We start from the raw sequence: 13360 nt of genomic DNA on the forward strand, positions 1-13360 counted from the left end.
ACTTTTAATTTCTTAAAAAATGCTAGACACCCATTTTTGCGAATGCTATATTAATGATGTCATAGTATTTTTATAATTAGGTAAAGTAAGTAAAGTGCTTATTTCCTGATTATAGGGAGTGATTGAGTAGAGTCATAAAGAGGGATGATAGAAGCCTATGGTAAAGAAAACGTTAAAACAACGAATTGTAGACGCTTCCCTAGTATTGTTTCAGCAAGATGGCTATCACAGTGTAACTGTCGATCGAATTGTCGAATATATTGGTGCATCAAAAGGTGGATTTTATCATAATTTCAAATCAAAAGATGAATTGCTGTATGAAATTCATGATGTATTTATTTCCTATGTTATCAAGCAATCACAGGAAGCTTACGATCAATACAACACACCGATTACACGTTTATGTGCAATGGTACAAACCCTGACACAGGTGTTTGATGTGTATCAGGCGCATATAACGGTATTTTATGAAGAAAGCCGTTCATTGCCAGAAGAATATAGCGTGCTTATTCATAAAAAGCGTGACCAATATCGCGATATTTTACAAAGAGTTATTGCTGAGGGCCAGGAGACAAAAGATTTTCGTTCGGAACTGCCGTGTACGATTGTAACAATGGCTATTGTTGGGATGATTAACTGGACATATAAATGGTTTAAACAAACAGGACCATTGACAATGGAGGAAATTACGGAAGTCTTTACGGATATGATATTACGTGCGATTGTCACGGAACAAGCTATGGAAGAAGCAATTCAATTTATGGTAATGGTGAAGCCAGCTACAGAGACTGGTTTTATTAATCAGTAATACAAACCGACTAGTCGGTTTAGTTTTGAGCAACTGTCGTCTGAACAAAATCCGCTATGGCGAATTTAAAATTAGGGGGAACTTGAGATGAATTTTGAACTAACAAAAGAGCAAGTGATGATTCGAGACATGGTTCGTGATTTTGCAGAGAAAGAAATTAAACCTTATGCGCGTGAAGTAGACGAAACATCAACAATGAGAATAGAAAGCTTTGAAAAAATGGCAGAACTAGGCTTATTGGGTATCCCGTTTCCAGAAGAATACGGTGGTTCAGGTGGGGATACGGTCTCCTATGCAATTGCTGTTGAAGAAATTGGCCGCGCGTGTGGGGGGACAGGTTTAAGTTATGCAGCAGCAGTTAGTTTAGGTGCTTCACCAATTTATAATTTTGGAACAGAGGAGCAAAAACGTGAGTGGCTTGTTCCATTAGCGAAAGGTGAAACACTGGGCGCATTCGGTTTAACCGAGCCCAATGCAGGCTCTGATGCAGGTGGCACACGTACAACAGCGGTGATTGATGGTGATGATTATGTCATTAACGGTGAAAAATGTTGGATTACGAATGCAGGTCACGCACGTCAAATTATCGTTACAGCAGTAACGGGTAAACGTGAAGATGGGAAAAAAATTATCTCGTCCATTATCGTCCCAGCTAATACGCCTGGTGTAACAATCAACTGTAATTACGACAAAATGGGTGTACGTGGTTCAAATACATGTGAGATTGTATTGCAAAACGTACGTGTACCAAGAACAAATTTATTAGGTGATGAAAAACGTGGTTTTGGTCAATTTTTAAACACTTTAGATGGTGGTCGAATTTCGATTGCAGCGTTATCAGTAGGGATTGCGCAGGCAGCATATGAAAAAGCATTGCAATTCGCAAAAGAACGCGAGCAATTTGGTGCACCTATCTCAAAATTACAAGCAATACAGTTTAAATTAGCTGACATGGCAATGGAAATAGAGCTTGCACGTACATTAGTACATAAGGCAGCGTGGCTTAAGGATCAGAAGAAACCATTTGGTAAAGAGGCCGCGATGGCAAAATTATTTGCTTCTGAAATGGGCTTCCGTACTTGCAATCAAGCTATTCAAATTCACGGTGGTTCAGGATATATGAAAGAATATGACGTAGAGCGTCATTTACGTGACATTAAGTTAATGGAAATTGGAGAAGGTACATCGGAAATTCAAAGACTCGTTATTGCTCGTCAAATTGGCTGTTAATAAGTAAATAGCACATATAAGGAGGATTTTCATGGCAGAGCTTGTGTATCAAACCATTGGTCAGTTGCTAGATGAACAAACTGAAAAGTATCCTAAACGTGAAGCGCTTGTGTATGCAGATAGGGATTTGCGAATGACTTATGAGGAGCTCAATCACCAAAGTCGTTTAGTTGCTAGAGGGTTAATGTCTCTTGGAATTGAAAAAGGAGACCATATTGCTGTATGGACGACAAATGTACCAGAATGGGTGCAGTTGCAGTTTGGTACAGGGAAAATGGGTGCACCAATCGTTACTGTAAACACAAATTATCGTGCGCATGAATTAGAATACTTATTAAAGCAATCAGATGCAAAAACGATTATTTTAATTGAAAATTTTCGAGACCATTCATTTATGAATACACTACAAGAGTTATGTCCGGAGCTAGAACATTGTGAACCAGGTAATTTGCAATCGAAGCGTCTCCCTTTATTGAAAAATGTTATTTTAATTGGTAACACCAAATATCCAGGTGTGCACAACTGGTCAGATGTATTAACCGCTGCAGAACAAGTAACGGAGAAACAGTTAGAACAAAGACAGCAATTGCTACATTATGATGATGTCATTAATATTCAATATACGTCGGGGACTACTGGTTTTCCAAAGGGTGTCATGTTAACACATTATAACTTAGTGAATAATGCGTTAAATATTGCCGAATGTATGCGATTAACATACGAAGATCGTTTATGTATACCTGTTCCTTTTTTCCATTGCTTTGGTTGTGTCATTGGTACATTAGCGATTACAACAAGTGGAGGAACAATGGTACCGGTGCAGGAATTCTCACCTGCGGAAGTGTTACGAACAGTTGAGCAAGAAAAATGTACAGCGCTACATGGCGTACCAACAATGTTTATTAGTGAATTGAATTTACCGAATTTTTTGTCATATGAGTTATCGTCACTACGTACAGGTGTAATGGCAGGTTCTAACTGTCCAATCGAAGTGATGAAAGCTGTTATCGACAAAATGGGTATGACAGATGTGACTATCTGCTATGGGCAAACAGAATCTTCACCAGTTATTACACAAACGAGAGCAGATGATCCTTTCGATTTAAAAGTCGAGACCGTTGGCCGTGCATTACCAAATCTAGAAGTAAAAATCGTGGTTCCTGGTACAGATGAGGAAGCGGCTCCAAATGAGCAAGGTGAACTATGTACAAGAGGATATCATGTGATGAAAGGATACTACAAAAATCCTGAAGAAACTAAAGTTGCCATCGATCAAGATGGATGGCTTCACACAGGAGATTTGGCGACGAAGGACGATGCAGGTTATATTCGAGTAACCGGTCGTTTGAAGGACATGATTATTCGTGGCGGCGAAAATTTATATCCACGAGAAATTGAGGAGTTTCTTTACACGCATCCAAAAATTTCTGATGTGCAAGTCGCGGGTGTTCCTGATCCAGTTTATGGAGAGGAAGCCGCAGCCTGGATTATTTTAAAAGAAGACGAACAGGCAACAGAAGAAGAAATTCGAGATTTTTGCAGAGATAAAATTTCAAGACATAAAATTCCAAAGTATATTTTCTTTATCGAGAGCTATCCAATGACGGCATCAGGAAAAGTTCAGAAATTTAAATTACGTGAAGGCTTTGTTGCGACGGTAAAGTAAGAGGAGGACAGGGAAATGTTCGAGAAAATTTTAATTGCCAATCGTGGTGAAATAGCTAGACGCATTATTAGAACATGTAAACGACTGAAAATTCAGACCGTTGCCGTTTATTCTGAGGCTGACGCTGAAGGCTTACATGTTAGGGAGGCAGACGAAGCATATTGTATCGGAAAGCCACCAGTTGCACAAAGTTATTTAAATATGGAGCGTATTCTTGAAGTGGCAAAGGAAAGCGGTGCTGATGCAATCCATCCAGGTTACGGCTTATTATCGGAAAACGCTAATTTTGCTAGGCGCTGTACGGAAGAAGGTTTAGTCTTTATTGGACCGAGCGCAGATGTTATTGCTTCAATGGGCAGTAAATTAGAAGCTAGAAAGACCATGAAAGCTGCAGGTGTACCGATTGTTGAAGGTGTAGAAACAGCAGTGAGGGATAGTGCTGAAGCTATTGAAATCGCTTCCCGTCTAGGATATCCCATTATGTTGAAAGCTTCTGCTGGAGGCGGTGGCATTGGTATGCAGCTCGTGGAAGATGACGAGAAGCTAGCGAAAGCCTTTGAAGGTAACCAAAAACGTGCACAATCATTTTTTGGTGATGGCACGATGTATATGGAACGATTTATCGCTAATCCCCACCATGTAGAAGTACAAATTATTGCTGATCATGCTGGCAATGTTGTCCCGTTATTCGAACGTGAGTGCTCGATTCAACGACGTAATCAAAAAGTAGTGGAGGAGGCACCATCTCCATTCATCACAGAAGAAACACGGTTACGAATGTTAGATGCTTCTATTCAGGCAGTCAAACATATAGGTTATGTGAATGCCGGAACGATTGAATATTTAGTAGATGCAGAGCAAAATTTCTATTTTTTAGAGATGAATACACGCTTACAAGTTGAACATCCCGTGACAGAAGAGATCACGAAACTAGACCTTGTAGAGGAACAATTAAAAGTAGCGGCTCAGCAGCCATTAACATTTACACGTGATAGCATTCAAAAACAGGGACATGCGATAGAAGTGCGAATTTATGCAGAAAACCCAACGACATTCTTTCCGTCCCCAGGTATGATTACAGCTCTAGAATTACCTACTGGAGAAGGTATTCGTCATGAATGCGGAGTAGAAACTGGCTCAATGGTGACACCGTTTTATGATCCAATGATAAGTAAATTAGTCGTATGGGGTGATACGCGCGCGATTGCATGTGAACGACTGATCCAAGCACTTAAGGCATACAAAGTAGAAGGCATTCAAACCAATATTTCGATGCTTTTAAAAACTGTAACCCATGAGCAGTTTTTAAAAGGACATACAACGACTAAGTTCGTCGAGGAATATTATTTACCGCAGTTAACAGAAACAAAATAAGTATGCTTGCATGTACGCCAGAAATATCGAAACAAGTTTTTACAGCATAAAAATATATTAGTGCTTTCTTTACAGCATTTGTGCCGAGTCGCATACACATGAAGATTAACTGCAGGGCAGAGGATCATGCGGTGTGTGCGGCAGCGCGAACAACAAAAGATGAAACAAAGAATGGAGAACAGCCACGATTGAGTTATTAATCTAGGATAGCCCGTTCACTATCAACTATTTGGAGGGATTTATGATGACAATGGTAAAAGCGAGTATGGCAGGAACAGTATGGAAAATCGTTGTAGCAGAAGGCGAAAAAGTGACAGCAGGGCAAGACGTAGTAATTTTAGAATCAATGAAAATGGAGATTCCCATTGCTGCAGAGGAAGACGGCGTTGTGACAAAAATTATTGCCAATGAGGGAGATTTCATTAACGTAGATGACGATATTTTAGAAATCGAGTAAGGAGGCATCTATATGCAACTACCAAAACATGTAACGTTAAAGGAAGTTGGCCCCCGTGATGGTCTGCAAAATGAAAAAATACACATTGCTACTGCAGATAAAATTCAGCTAGTGAATTTACTTAGTCAGACGGGACTAAATTATATTGAGGTAACATCGTTTGTCCATCCAAAATGGATTCCTCAGTTGGCGGATGCGGTGGAGGTACTGCAAGCCATCAAGCGAGAAAAAGATATCACATATGCAGCACTCGTTCCGAATATGCGTGGCTTAGAACGTGCATTGCAGGCAGATATTGATGAAGTGAACGTCTTTATGTCTGCAAGTGAAAGCCATAATCAAAATAATATTAATAAAACGATTGCTGAAACATTTCCTATATTACAGGAAGTAGTAACAGGGGCAAAGTCAGAGAACAAAAACGTGCGTGGTTATATTTCGACGGTAATCGGTTGCCCATATGAAGGCTACATACAGCCAGAAAAGGTTTTACGAGTAACAGATAAATTACTAGAAATGGGCGTTGATGAAATTTCGCTAGGCGATACAATCGGCGTTGGTGTGCCAACACAGGTAGAGTCTCTTTTAGAAGAGCTTTTAAAAAGGTATCCAACAGAAAAATTTGCGATGCATTTTCACGATACGCGTGGTACAGCACTTGCGAATATCATGAAATCCTTAGAAATGGGAATGACAAAATTTGATAGTGCACTAGGTGGTCTAGGTGGATGTCCATATGCAAAAGGGGCATCAGGCAATGTTGCCACGGAAGATTTATTGTATCTATTAGATGGGATGGGTATAGAAACTGGAGTTGACATGAAGTTGTTGTTAGAAGCTGCGAATTTTATAGAACAAAAACTAGGAAAAACAGTGGCGTCCAGACAAATGGCAATTGTCCGCAATGAAGGGAGAGCTAATGTTTTATGACACAACTTGTTCGTTTTGAATTGTTAGCTGGTAATATAGGACTCATCACGTTATCGAGACCTGAAGCAGCAAATGCAATGTCTGTGCAGTTATTGAATGAACTTGGAGCTACGCTTGATAAAGTAAACGGAGACCCGACAGTGCGTGTTGTATTGCTAACGGGGGCAGGCGAAAAGGCATTTTGTGCTGGGGCAGATCTAAAAGAGCGTAAAGGCATGTCTGATCGCCAAGTAAAACAAATTGTGCGCTTAATTGGTGTGACAGTTGCCAAAGTAGAAGCGTTGGCACAACCAGTTATTGCCGTGTTAAATGGTGTTGCATTTGGTGGTGGGCTTGAACTGGCTCTTGCTTGTGATTTACGTGTTGCAGCGGTCCATACAAAATTAGGCCTTACTGAAACATCGCTAGGTATAATTCCTGGAGCAGGTGGCACACAACGTTTACCGCGACTTATTGGCATTGGAAAAGCGAAGGAATTAATTTATACGGCACGGCGATTAAATGCAGTGGAAGCAAAGGACTACGGCATTGTAGAGTATGTGTTTGACGGTAATGAGCTACAGGAAAAAGCACAGCAGCTTGCACTCGAAATGACGAAAAATGCGCCGCTATCTCTTGTGCAGGCGAAAATTGCTATTAATCAAGGTATTGAAGTAGATTTAGCAACAGGCTTAAAAATTGAATCTCTTGCATATAGTGCCCTTATTCCAACGGAGGACCGTTTGGAGGGGTTGCTCGCTTTCCAAGAAAAGCGTTCGCCACAATACTTGGGACAGTAATTTACTTTGATTCGGTAATGGTAGTATCCCATCTTTCTGGTGGTGACATAAGGCGTAATTGATTGGGCAAAAGGAGGAATTGAACATGAGCAATGTATCGACAGAAAATACGACAAATACAATGAAGGAACAAATTTTAGCAGGGGGACTGCCGAAATATCACGAAAAAAATGCACAACAAGGTAAGTTATTCGTTCGTGAGCGACTCGAACTGTTATTAGATGATGGTCTTCAATCAGAAGATGGCTTGTTTGCTAACTGTTTAGCTGGTGATTTACCAGCAGATGGTGTAGTCACAGGTATCGGTAAAATTCATGGTCGCACAGTATGCATTTTGGCAAACGATTCCACGATTAAAGCAGGTTCTTGGGGAAAACGTACTGTAGAAAAAATGATTCGTATTCAAGAAACGGCTGAGAAGCTAAACTGCCCATTACTCTATTTAGTCGATTCGGCAGGTGCGCGCATTACCGATCAGTTAGAAATGTTCCCGGGGCGCCGAGGAGCAGGACGTATCTTCTATAATCAGGTAAAGCTCTCAGGTAAAGTACCACAAATTTGCTTATTGTTCGGTCCTTCGGCAGCTGGAGGCGCTTATATCCCAGCATTTTGCGACATCGTCGTGATGGTTGAGGGCAATGCTTCTATGTACTTGGGCTCGCCACGTATGGCGGAAATGGTCATTGGGGAAAAAGTAGATTTAGAAACGATGGGCGGTGCTAAGATGCATTGCTCTGTATCTGGTTGTGGGGATGTACTAGCAAAATCAGAGCAAGAAGCGATCGCCTATGCACGCAAATATTTGAGCTATTTCCCGAATAATTATGCGGAGCGTAGTAAAGTGGAAGAGCCGAAACCACCAGCATCATTCGAAAAGTCGATTGAAGAATTAATTCCAAAAAATCAAAACTCTCCTTTTGATATGTATCAATTAATTGAGCGACTAATTGATGAAGATTCTTTTTGTGAAGTAAAGAAATTATTTGCTTCAGAATTAATTACTGGGCTTGGACGCATTAATGGTCAATCAGTCGGTATTATAGCCAACCAACCTCGTGTAAAGGGAGGTGTACTGTTCCACGATTCTGCTGACAAAGCTGCGAAGTTTATTTCATTATGTGACGCATTCAATATTCCACTAATTTTCCTTGCAGATGTACCAGGCTTTATGATTGGTACACAAGTAGAAAAGGCAGGTATTATTCGTCATGGTGCGAAAATGATCTTTGCTATGAGCGAAGCAACTGTGCCAAAGTTAACAGTTATCGTTCGTAAGGCATACGGAGCAGGATTATATGCGATGGCGGGTCCAGCATTTGAACCTGATTGCTGTATTGCTCTATCAAACGCACAAATTGCCGTAATGGGCCCTGAAGCAGCAGTAAATGCAGTGTATGCAAATAAAATTGCTGAACTTCCAAAAGAAGAGCAGGCAAACTTTATCGCAGAAAAACGCAAAGAGTACCAAGAGGAAATTGACATATATCGTTTAGCATCAGAGCTTATTATTGATGATGTCATTGAGCCGAATGACTTACGTAAGGCATTAGAAACACGTTTAGAATTATATATGTCTAAATATTTATTATTCTCACAACGAAAGCATGGTGTAAATCCTGTATAATGGCAGAAAGAAAAAAATTATTGATTCGACGAGAACACTCGTGACTTCAGTCTTGAGAGGTTCAAGGTGATCATTATTCTTTCACTAGAGGAAAAGCACTCCAGATATTCTGGGGTGCATTTTTTGCTATATTTACCCCCTTGCATGGGCAGAGCAGACATATTAAAATATGGGATGGATAAGAGGAAGTGGGTGGTAAAGGCATGACAAAAAATAATATATCGAATGTCCAAGGAGATACCAAACTACCATTACCTTATCGATCGTGGTTTGATACATATTATATGCAAGTAAAGATTGTCGGCTGGATAATTTTTATTGTCTATTCTTTTATAGCATTTTATAAATTAGTGATTGATCGTCTAGTGAATGTTATCGTCATTTTTTTTCAGGGCGACTATTCTTTCGGCGAGTTAGGCTTGTTTGATTATAGTAGTTGGCGAGTAACGACAAATTTTGTGCCGTTTGAAACAATTTTACGTTATATAAATTACTCGCAGTATTTCAATTTAGACCTGCTTATACTCAACTTACTTGGCAATTTATTAATATTTACACCAATGGGTTTTTTATTGCCGCTACTGTCGAAGAAATTTCGAAAAGCATGGATAATCATTATTTTAGGTTTTTTCTCAAGTCTTATGGTAGAAACTGTGCAGTTTATATTTACGGTTGGATCAGCGGATATTGACGATTTAATATTAAATACAGTTGGTGCGTGGGTTGGTTATTTAGCCTATAAATGCTTATTAATCATACCGAAGAAACATAACTAAATTTATGATTTTTAGACAGTCCATTCATCAATGGACTGTTTTCTTTTTTTAAAGGGGGAAGTTAACACTAATTTACAAGTGTTTAGCGTAGTAAATAAAAATGATAATACAACAATAACTTAATAGATGAGTGAGAAAATTAGAAAATAATTCAGAAAAAAGCGAGTCTTTATGCTTATTTTTCCAAAATTGATTTACTTCTTTAGGATGTTAGTCGTATTTTACTCTTGAATATAAATAAGAAAATTCCGATAATGAGTGTACAGAAACTGTTCAGTTGGTATATGTATAATAATAGAATATTTCGTCATATCTACTATTCAACTTGCATATTAAGATAGAAAGTCGAGGTGAATCATATGAAACTATCAAATTTAATACAACAAGAAAGTATTTCAAATAGCCACATTCGTAAAAAGATTTTACAGCGAAAAGAGGCAGGAAATGCGTATCGAAAAAATGCACAGTATTTCCAACCGAAGAAAAATCCTTTATTACTAGAGCTTGAAAATCTCTTATTAGGACGTAAAGATCAAGATTTATATGAGCAACATAAAGAAGAGGCGAAAGAAGTAACGCCACATCAGCGGGCAATGATTAGTGACTTACAGCAAACTGAAAAAAACGTGCGTGCTCATGAGCAAGTGTATAAAGCTTTAAGTGGTGATAAAGCCGGAGCATTTTCTTACATGCAATCAATAGAGTTAGAGAATGAGCTTAATAGTTCAGATAAAGAGGTTGCTATAACTACCGATGCTGGCGTTGCACCCTATGATACTCTACAGATTTTAGAACAAGTTAGGCGTGCTGCACTGGCACCGAATGCCCCATCACCGCAAGATTTACGTGTGGCAGCGAGTGCGGATGCTCAAATACAGCAAATACAAGCGAAAGTAAATGGCTTGGCTGTAGATGAGAGAGAGCAATTCAAGGAAGAATCTACATTTGGGCGAGAAATCATTGAGGTACCAGAACGATTTTCGAAGGAATTGAAATTGGATCCATTTGCAGATACAATTTTCGGTAAGAGCTATGAGGAGGCATTCAAGGCACGGACATTTAAAAATGCATCGGCGAAGTATGCTACTCATATTCAAATGGCGAAAAATGGCTATCGACCTGAGAATGATTCAATGTTTTCAATGACCGCTTAACGCTGTAGATGGGAGATATTAAATGTGGCAAAGGCAAAGCATATGAAAACAAATGCTGTAAGATTATTAGAGCAGCAAAAATTACAATTTGATGTCATGGAATATGAAACTGGGGACGGTCAAGTGGACGGGGTGTCAGTAGCTGGAAAAATTGGTCATCCTGCTTCACGCGTTTTTAAAACTTTAGTGGCAAAGGCAGGTACTCAAAAGCTCTTTGTTTTTGTTATTCCAGTAGCAGAGGAATTGGACTTGAAAGCAGCTGCAAAAGTAGTTGGTGAGAAAAAAATCGAAATGCTTGCTGTTAAAGAGTTACTTGGCTATACAGGCTATTTACGCGGCGGGTGCTCACCAGTAGGTATGAAGAAGCTTTACCCAACAGTCATTGACGCATCTGCGCGTGAACAAGGGAGCATTATTGTCAGTGCAGGTAAAATCGGCATGCAAATTCATGTACAGCTCGATGATTTAATTGCAGTGACAAAGGCACATCTTGCACCAATCACAACTATCCATGGTTAATATTATGGATAGTTTTTTTTGAAAAGAAAAGCTTTGGTCAAGCATATTTTCGCGCTGGTATAACGAAGCAACGCTCAGGTGACTTCAAGCATTACTTAAGGAATCGGAACAGTATTCTTTCGTTATCTAGAAAATATGATACAGTTAGAGCAATATCTTGCGTAGAGAGAAGGATTACCAATGCGGAAAATTACGGGGTGGCGCTGGACGTTTTTTATCGGTGGCATGATGATTATGGCACTTGGCATTACGATGTCTATTAAAGGGAAAATTGTTGGAACGAGCCCATGGGATGTTTTACATGTAGGTTTGTTTCAAAACTTTGGTTTGACAATTGGGACCTGGTCTATTTTAACGGGATTTTTGATAGTTGTCTCGACTTCGCTAGTGTTACGAGAATGGCCCAAAATTGGTACGTGGCTAAATATGTTGCTGATTGGTTCATTTATCGATATCTTTAATTGGCTGTTGCCGTCAACGGAAATCTATGGATTACAGATCACTTATTTTGTGCTAGGCTTATTTGTTTTAAGCTTTGGCTGTGGAATGTATATAGCGCCAAACATAGGTGCTGGCCCAAGGGACACTTTAATGATGATTCTTGTTGAAAAGTTTGGTGGAACTATTAAAACAGCGCGAATGGGCATAGAGGTACTTGTGACAATTCTAGGAGGGTTACTTGGTGGCCCGGTTGGTGTTGGTACAGTATTAATTGCTTTAACTTCTGGCTATATCGTGCAATATTCATTGCCATATTGTCGAAAAGTTTTAATGAAATGTATCGGTAATATGGAGGGCATAAAGCCATTTTATTGAAAAATAGCTACTTTTATCGAGATAAAGATAAAAGTAGTTTTTTCATTTTTTAAAGAGGTAGTTCATATAATGCAGGGCATAAGGCAAAGGGGGAACGACACTGAACGGAAATGTGACCTATTATTTTGGACACGCATTGACAGGGCAAGGGAGAAAACATGTATATAAAGAAATGATGGAAGAGGCGGAGCTAGTTTATGTTCTACAAGGCGCACCAACCTTTAAAGGATCGGAGCTACTGAAGGAACTCGGGTATTTTTATGTAAAGCAAGGTTTTGAGGTGGAGTGGTTTAAACATGCATTGTTAGAAGATACCGTAGAGGCGGTCTATGTTAGAGGGTGTAATCGACTATTTGTATGGTCATCGGAGTGGGGCATTGAACCAACTTTATTCGGCACGAAGCATCGTGTGCTGTCTTTTTATGATTGTTTAGAAGAAGAACAGCTTGAGGGGATTGGTGAAAAACTTGCCAATGCTATGAAGGAGCGAGAGTTATTTCGTGAAAAGTGTATTACAATGCTGGAAATCGCTAAAAAGCTCCATGACGATTGGGAGGTTGTTACACAAAGCTGTATGGACTGGCAAGCTTTAAATAATCAAGTTGAAAATTTAAAATCGGCTGTTTTTCAATCAATCATACTCAATAAAACAGGTACGCGCACACACCGATTACTAGGAACATTAACGCCTCGAGGTGCACAAAATACAGTAGAAAGCATAACGAAAAATTTGGCTAGAAGGTGGATGATTAAGGGCAAGCCTGGCACAGGGAAGTCTTCTCTAATGAAAGGATTGGCCGACGAAGCAAATGCAAGAGGGCTAGATGCACAAATTGTGTGGTGTGGTTTAGATGCGGGCTCAGTCGATATGGTCATTATTCCAGAATTGAATTTCTGCATTTTTGATAGTACAGAGCCACATGTATTTGACCCACAGGATGGAAGATTTGGTGATGAAATTTTTGATATGGGTCAACATTGCGTACTTTCAGAGGAAGCGGAAGTGAAAATTGAAGAAATTCGTGTGAAATATAAAGCTGCACTACAAGATGCGATGGGTTATGCAACACGTTACGAGGAGGCAGAGAACACGATACGCCTGTTAATGGATCGATGCTTATCGGCTGCGATGTGGCGTGAAAAAACGGCACCTTTATTCGAAAGATTAACAAAGTGATTTATTCTAATTGTGTGCTTATGCTACACTAGGAGCAAGAATAGTTTTCA

Annotated in this window: 13 protein-coding genes; all 13 read left to right on the forward strand. The window is 39.6% G+C overall.

Features of this window, described 5'->3' with window-relative positions; all coding sequences use genetic code 11:
• Positions 1–157: 157 nt before the first annotated feature.
• The 13 genes from ACQKII_RS07150 (at position 158) to ACQKII_RS07210 (ending at position 13310) form a co-directional block, all read left to right on the forward strand.
• Positions 158–808 carry a TetR/AcrR family transcriptional regulator gene (locus ACQKII_RS07150; protein WP_427457734.1) on the forward strand — a complete coding sequence of 217 codons (651 nt, stop codon included), beginning with the start codon at positions 158–160 and terminating at the stop codon, positions 806–808.
• Between the two features lie 87 nt (positions 809–895).
• The gene (locus tag ACQKII_RS07155; RefSeq protein ID WP_427457737.1) at positions 896–2038 is read left to right on the forward strand and encodes an acyl-CoA dehydrogenase; all 1143 of its coding nucleotides are present in this window, start codon (positions 896–898) and stop codon (positions 2036–2038) included.
• A 31-nt stretch (positions 2039–2069) separates the two neighbouring features.
• Positions 2070–3704 (forward strand): AMP-binding protein, encoded by a 1635-nt coding sequence (locus ACQKII_RS07160; RefSeq protein WP_427457740.1) that lies wholly within the window; start codon positions 2070–2072, stop codon positions 3702–3704.
• A gap of 15 nt (positions 3705–3719) precedes the next feature.
• Positions 3720–5078 carry an acetyl-CoA carboxylase biotin carboxylase subunit gene (locus ACQKII_RS07165; protein WP_427457743.1) on the forward strand — a complete coding sequence of 453 codons (1359 nt, stop codon included), beginning with the start codon at positions 3720–3722 and terminating at the stop codon, positions 5076–5078.
• A gap of 244 nt (positions 5079–5322) precedes the next feature.
• On the forward strand, positions 5323–5535 hold the full coding sequence (locus tag ACQKII_RS07170; RefSeq protein WP_427457955.1) for an acetyl-CoA carboxylase biotin carboxyl carrier protein subunit: 213 nt from the start codon (positions 5323–5325) through the stop codon (positions 5533–5535).
• 12 nt (positions 5536–5547) lie between these two features.
• Positions 5548–6465: a hydroxymethylglutaryl-CoA lyase gene (locus ACQKII_RS07175; protein ID WP_427457746.1), complete on the forward strand. Its 918-nt coding sequence runs from the start codon at positions 5548–5550 to the stop codon at positions 6463–6465.
• On the forward strand, positions 6462–7244 hold the full coding sequence (locus tag ACQKII_RS07180; RefSeq protein WP_427457748.1) for an enoyl-CoA hydratase: 783 nt from the start codon (positions 6462–6464) through the stop codon (positions 7242–7244). Before ACQKII_RS07175 ends, ACQKII_RS07180 begins: the two co-directional genes overlap by 4 nt.
• Before the next feature lie 85 nt (positions 7245–7329).
• Positions 7330–8868 carry an acyl-CoA carboxylase subunit beta gene (locus ACQKII_RS07185; RefSeq protein ID WP_427457750.1) on the forward strand — a complete coding sequence of 513 codons (1539 nt, stop codon included), beginning with the start codon at positions 7330–7332 and terminating at the stop codon, positions 8866–8868.
• A gap of 203 nt (positions 8869–9071) precedes the next feature.
• On the forward strand, positions 9072–9644 hold the full coding sequence (locus ACQKII_RS07190; protein WP_427457753.1) for a VanZ family protein: 573 nt from the start codon (positions 9072–9074) through the stop codon (positions 9642–9644).
• Positions 9645–10003: 359 nt separating this feature from the next.
• The gene (locus ACQKII_RS07195; protein ID WP_427457756.1) at positions 10004–10798 is read left to right on the forward strand and encodes a putative metalloprotease CJM1_0395 family protein; all 795 of its coding nucleotides are present in this window, start codon (positions 10004–10006) and stop codon (positions 10796–10798) included.
• 24 nt (positions 10799–10822) lie between these two features.
• Complete coding sequence (ybaK, locus tag ACQKII_RS07200) at positions 10823–11317, forward strand: Cys-tRNA(Pro) deacylase (RefSeq protein ID WP_427457759.1); 495 nt, start codon at positions 10823–10825, stop codon at positions 11315–11317.
• Between the two features lie 180 nt (positions 11318–11497).
• On the forward strand, positions 11498–12133 hold the full coding sequence (locus ACQKII_RS07205) for a YczE/YyaS/YitT family protein (RefSeq protein WP_427457761.1): 636 nt from the start codon (positions 11498–11500) through the stop codon (positions 12131–12133).
• Between the two features lie 112 nt (positions 12134–12245).
• Complete coding sequence (locus tag ACQKII_RS07210) at positions 12246–13310, forward strand: nucleotide kinase (RefSeq protein WP_427457764.1); 1065 nt, start codon at positions 12246–12248, stop codon at positions 13308–13310.
• The last annotated feature ends 50 nt before the right edge of the window (positions 13311–13360 follow it).

The organism is Lysinibacillus sp. NPDC048646, assembly GCF_050272295.1.
In the GTDB taxonomy this organism is placed as follows: domain Bacteria; phylum Bacillota; class Bacilli; order Bacillales_A; family Planococcaceae; genus Lysinibacillus.

Coding starts and splice junctions, on each gene's coding strand:
- ACQKII_RS07150 (WP_427457734.1), top strand. CDS start 158: ATGGTAAAGAAAACGTTAAAACAACGAATTGTAGACGCTTCCCTAGTA.
- ACQKII_RS07155 (WP_427457737.1), top strand. CDS start 896: ATGAATTTTGAACTAACAAAAGAGCAAGTGATGATTCGAGACATGGTT.
- ACQKII_RS07160 (WP_427457740.1), top strand. CDS start 2,070: ATGGCAGAGCTTGTGTATCAAACCATTGGTCAGTTGCTAGATGAACAA.
- ACQKII_RS07165 (WP_427457743.1), top strand. CDS start 3,720: ATGTTCGAGAAAATTTTAATTGCCAATCGTGGTGAAATAGCTAGACGC.
- ACQKII_RS07170 (WP_427457955.1), top strand. CDS start 5,323: ATGACAATGGTAAAAGCGAGTATGGCAGGAACAGTATGGAAAATCGTT.
- ACQKII_RS07175 (WP_427457746.1), top strand. CDS start 5,548: ATGCAACTACCAAAACATGTAACGTTAAAGGAAGTTGGCCCCCGTGAT.
- ACQKII_RS07180 (WP_427457748.1), top strand. CDS start 6,462: ATGACACAACTTGTTCGTTTTGAATTGTTAGCTGGTAATATAGGACTC.
- ACQKII_RS07185 (WP_427457750.1), top strand. CDS start 7,330: ATGAGCAATGTATCGACAGAAAATACGACAAATACAATGAAGGAACAA.
- ACQKII_RS07190 (WP_427457753.1), top strand. CDS start 9,072: ATGACAAAAAATAATATATCGAATGTCCAAGGAGATACCAAACTACCA.
- ACQKII_RS07195 (WP_427457756.1), top strand. CDS start 10,004: ATGAAACTATCAAATTTAATACAACAAGAAAGTATTTCAAATAGCCAC.
- ACQKII_RS07205 (WP_427457761.1), top strand. CDS start 11,498: ATGCGGAAAATTACGGGGTGGCGCTGGACGTTTTTTATCGGTGGCATG.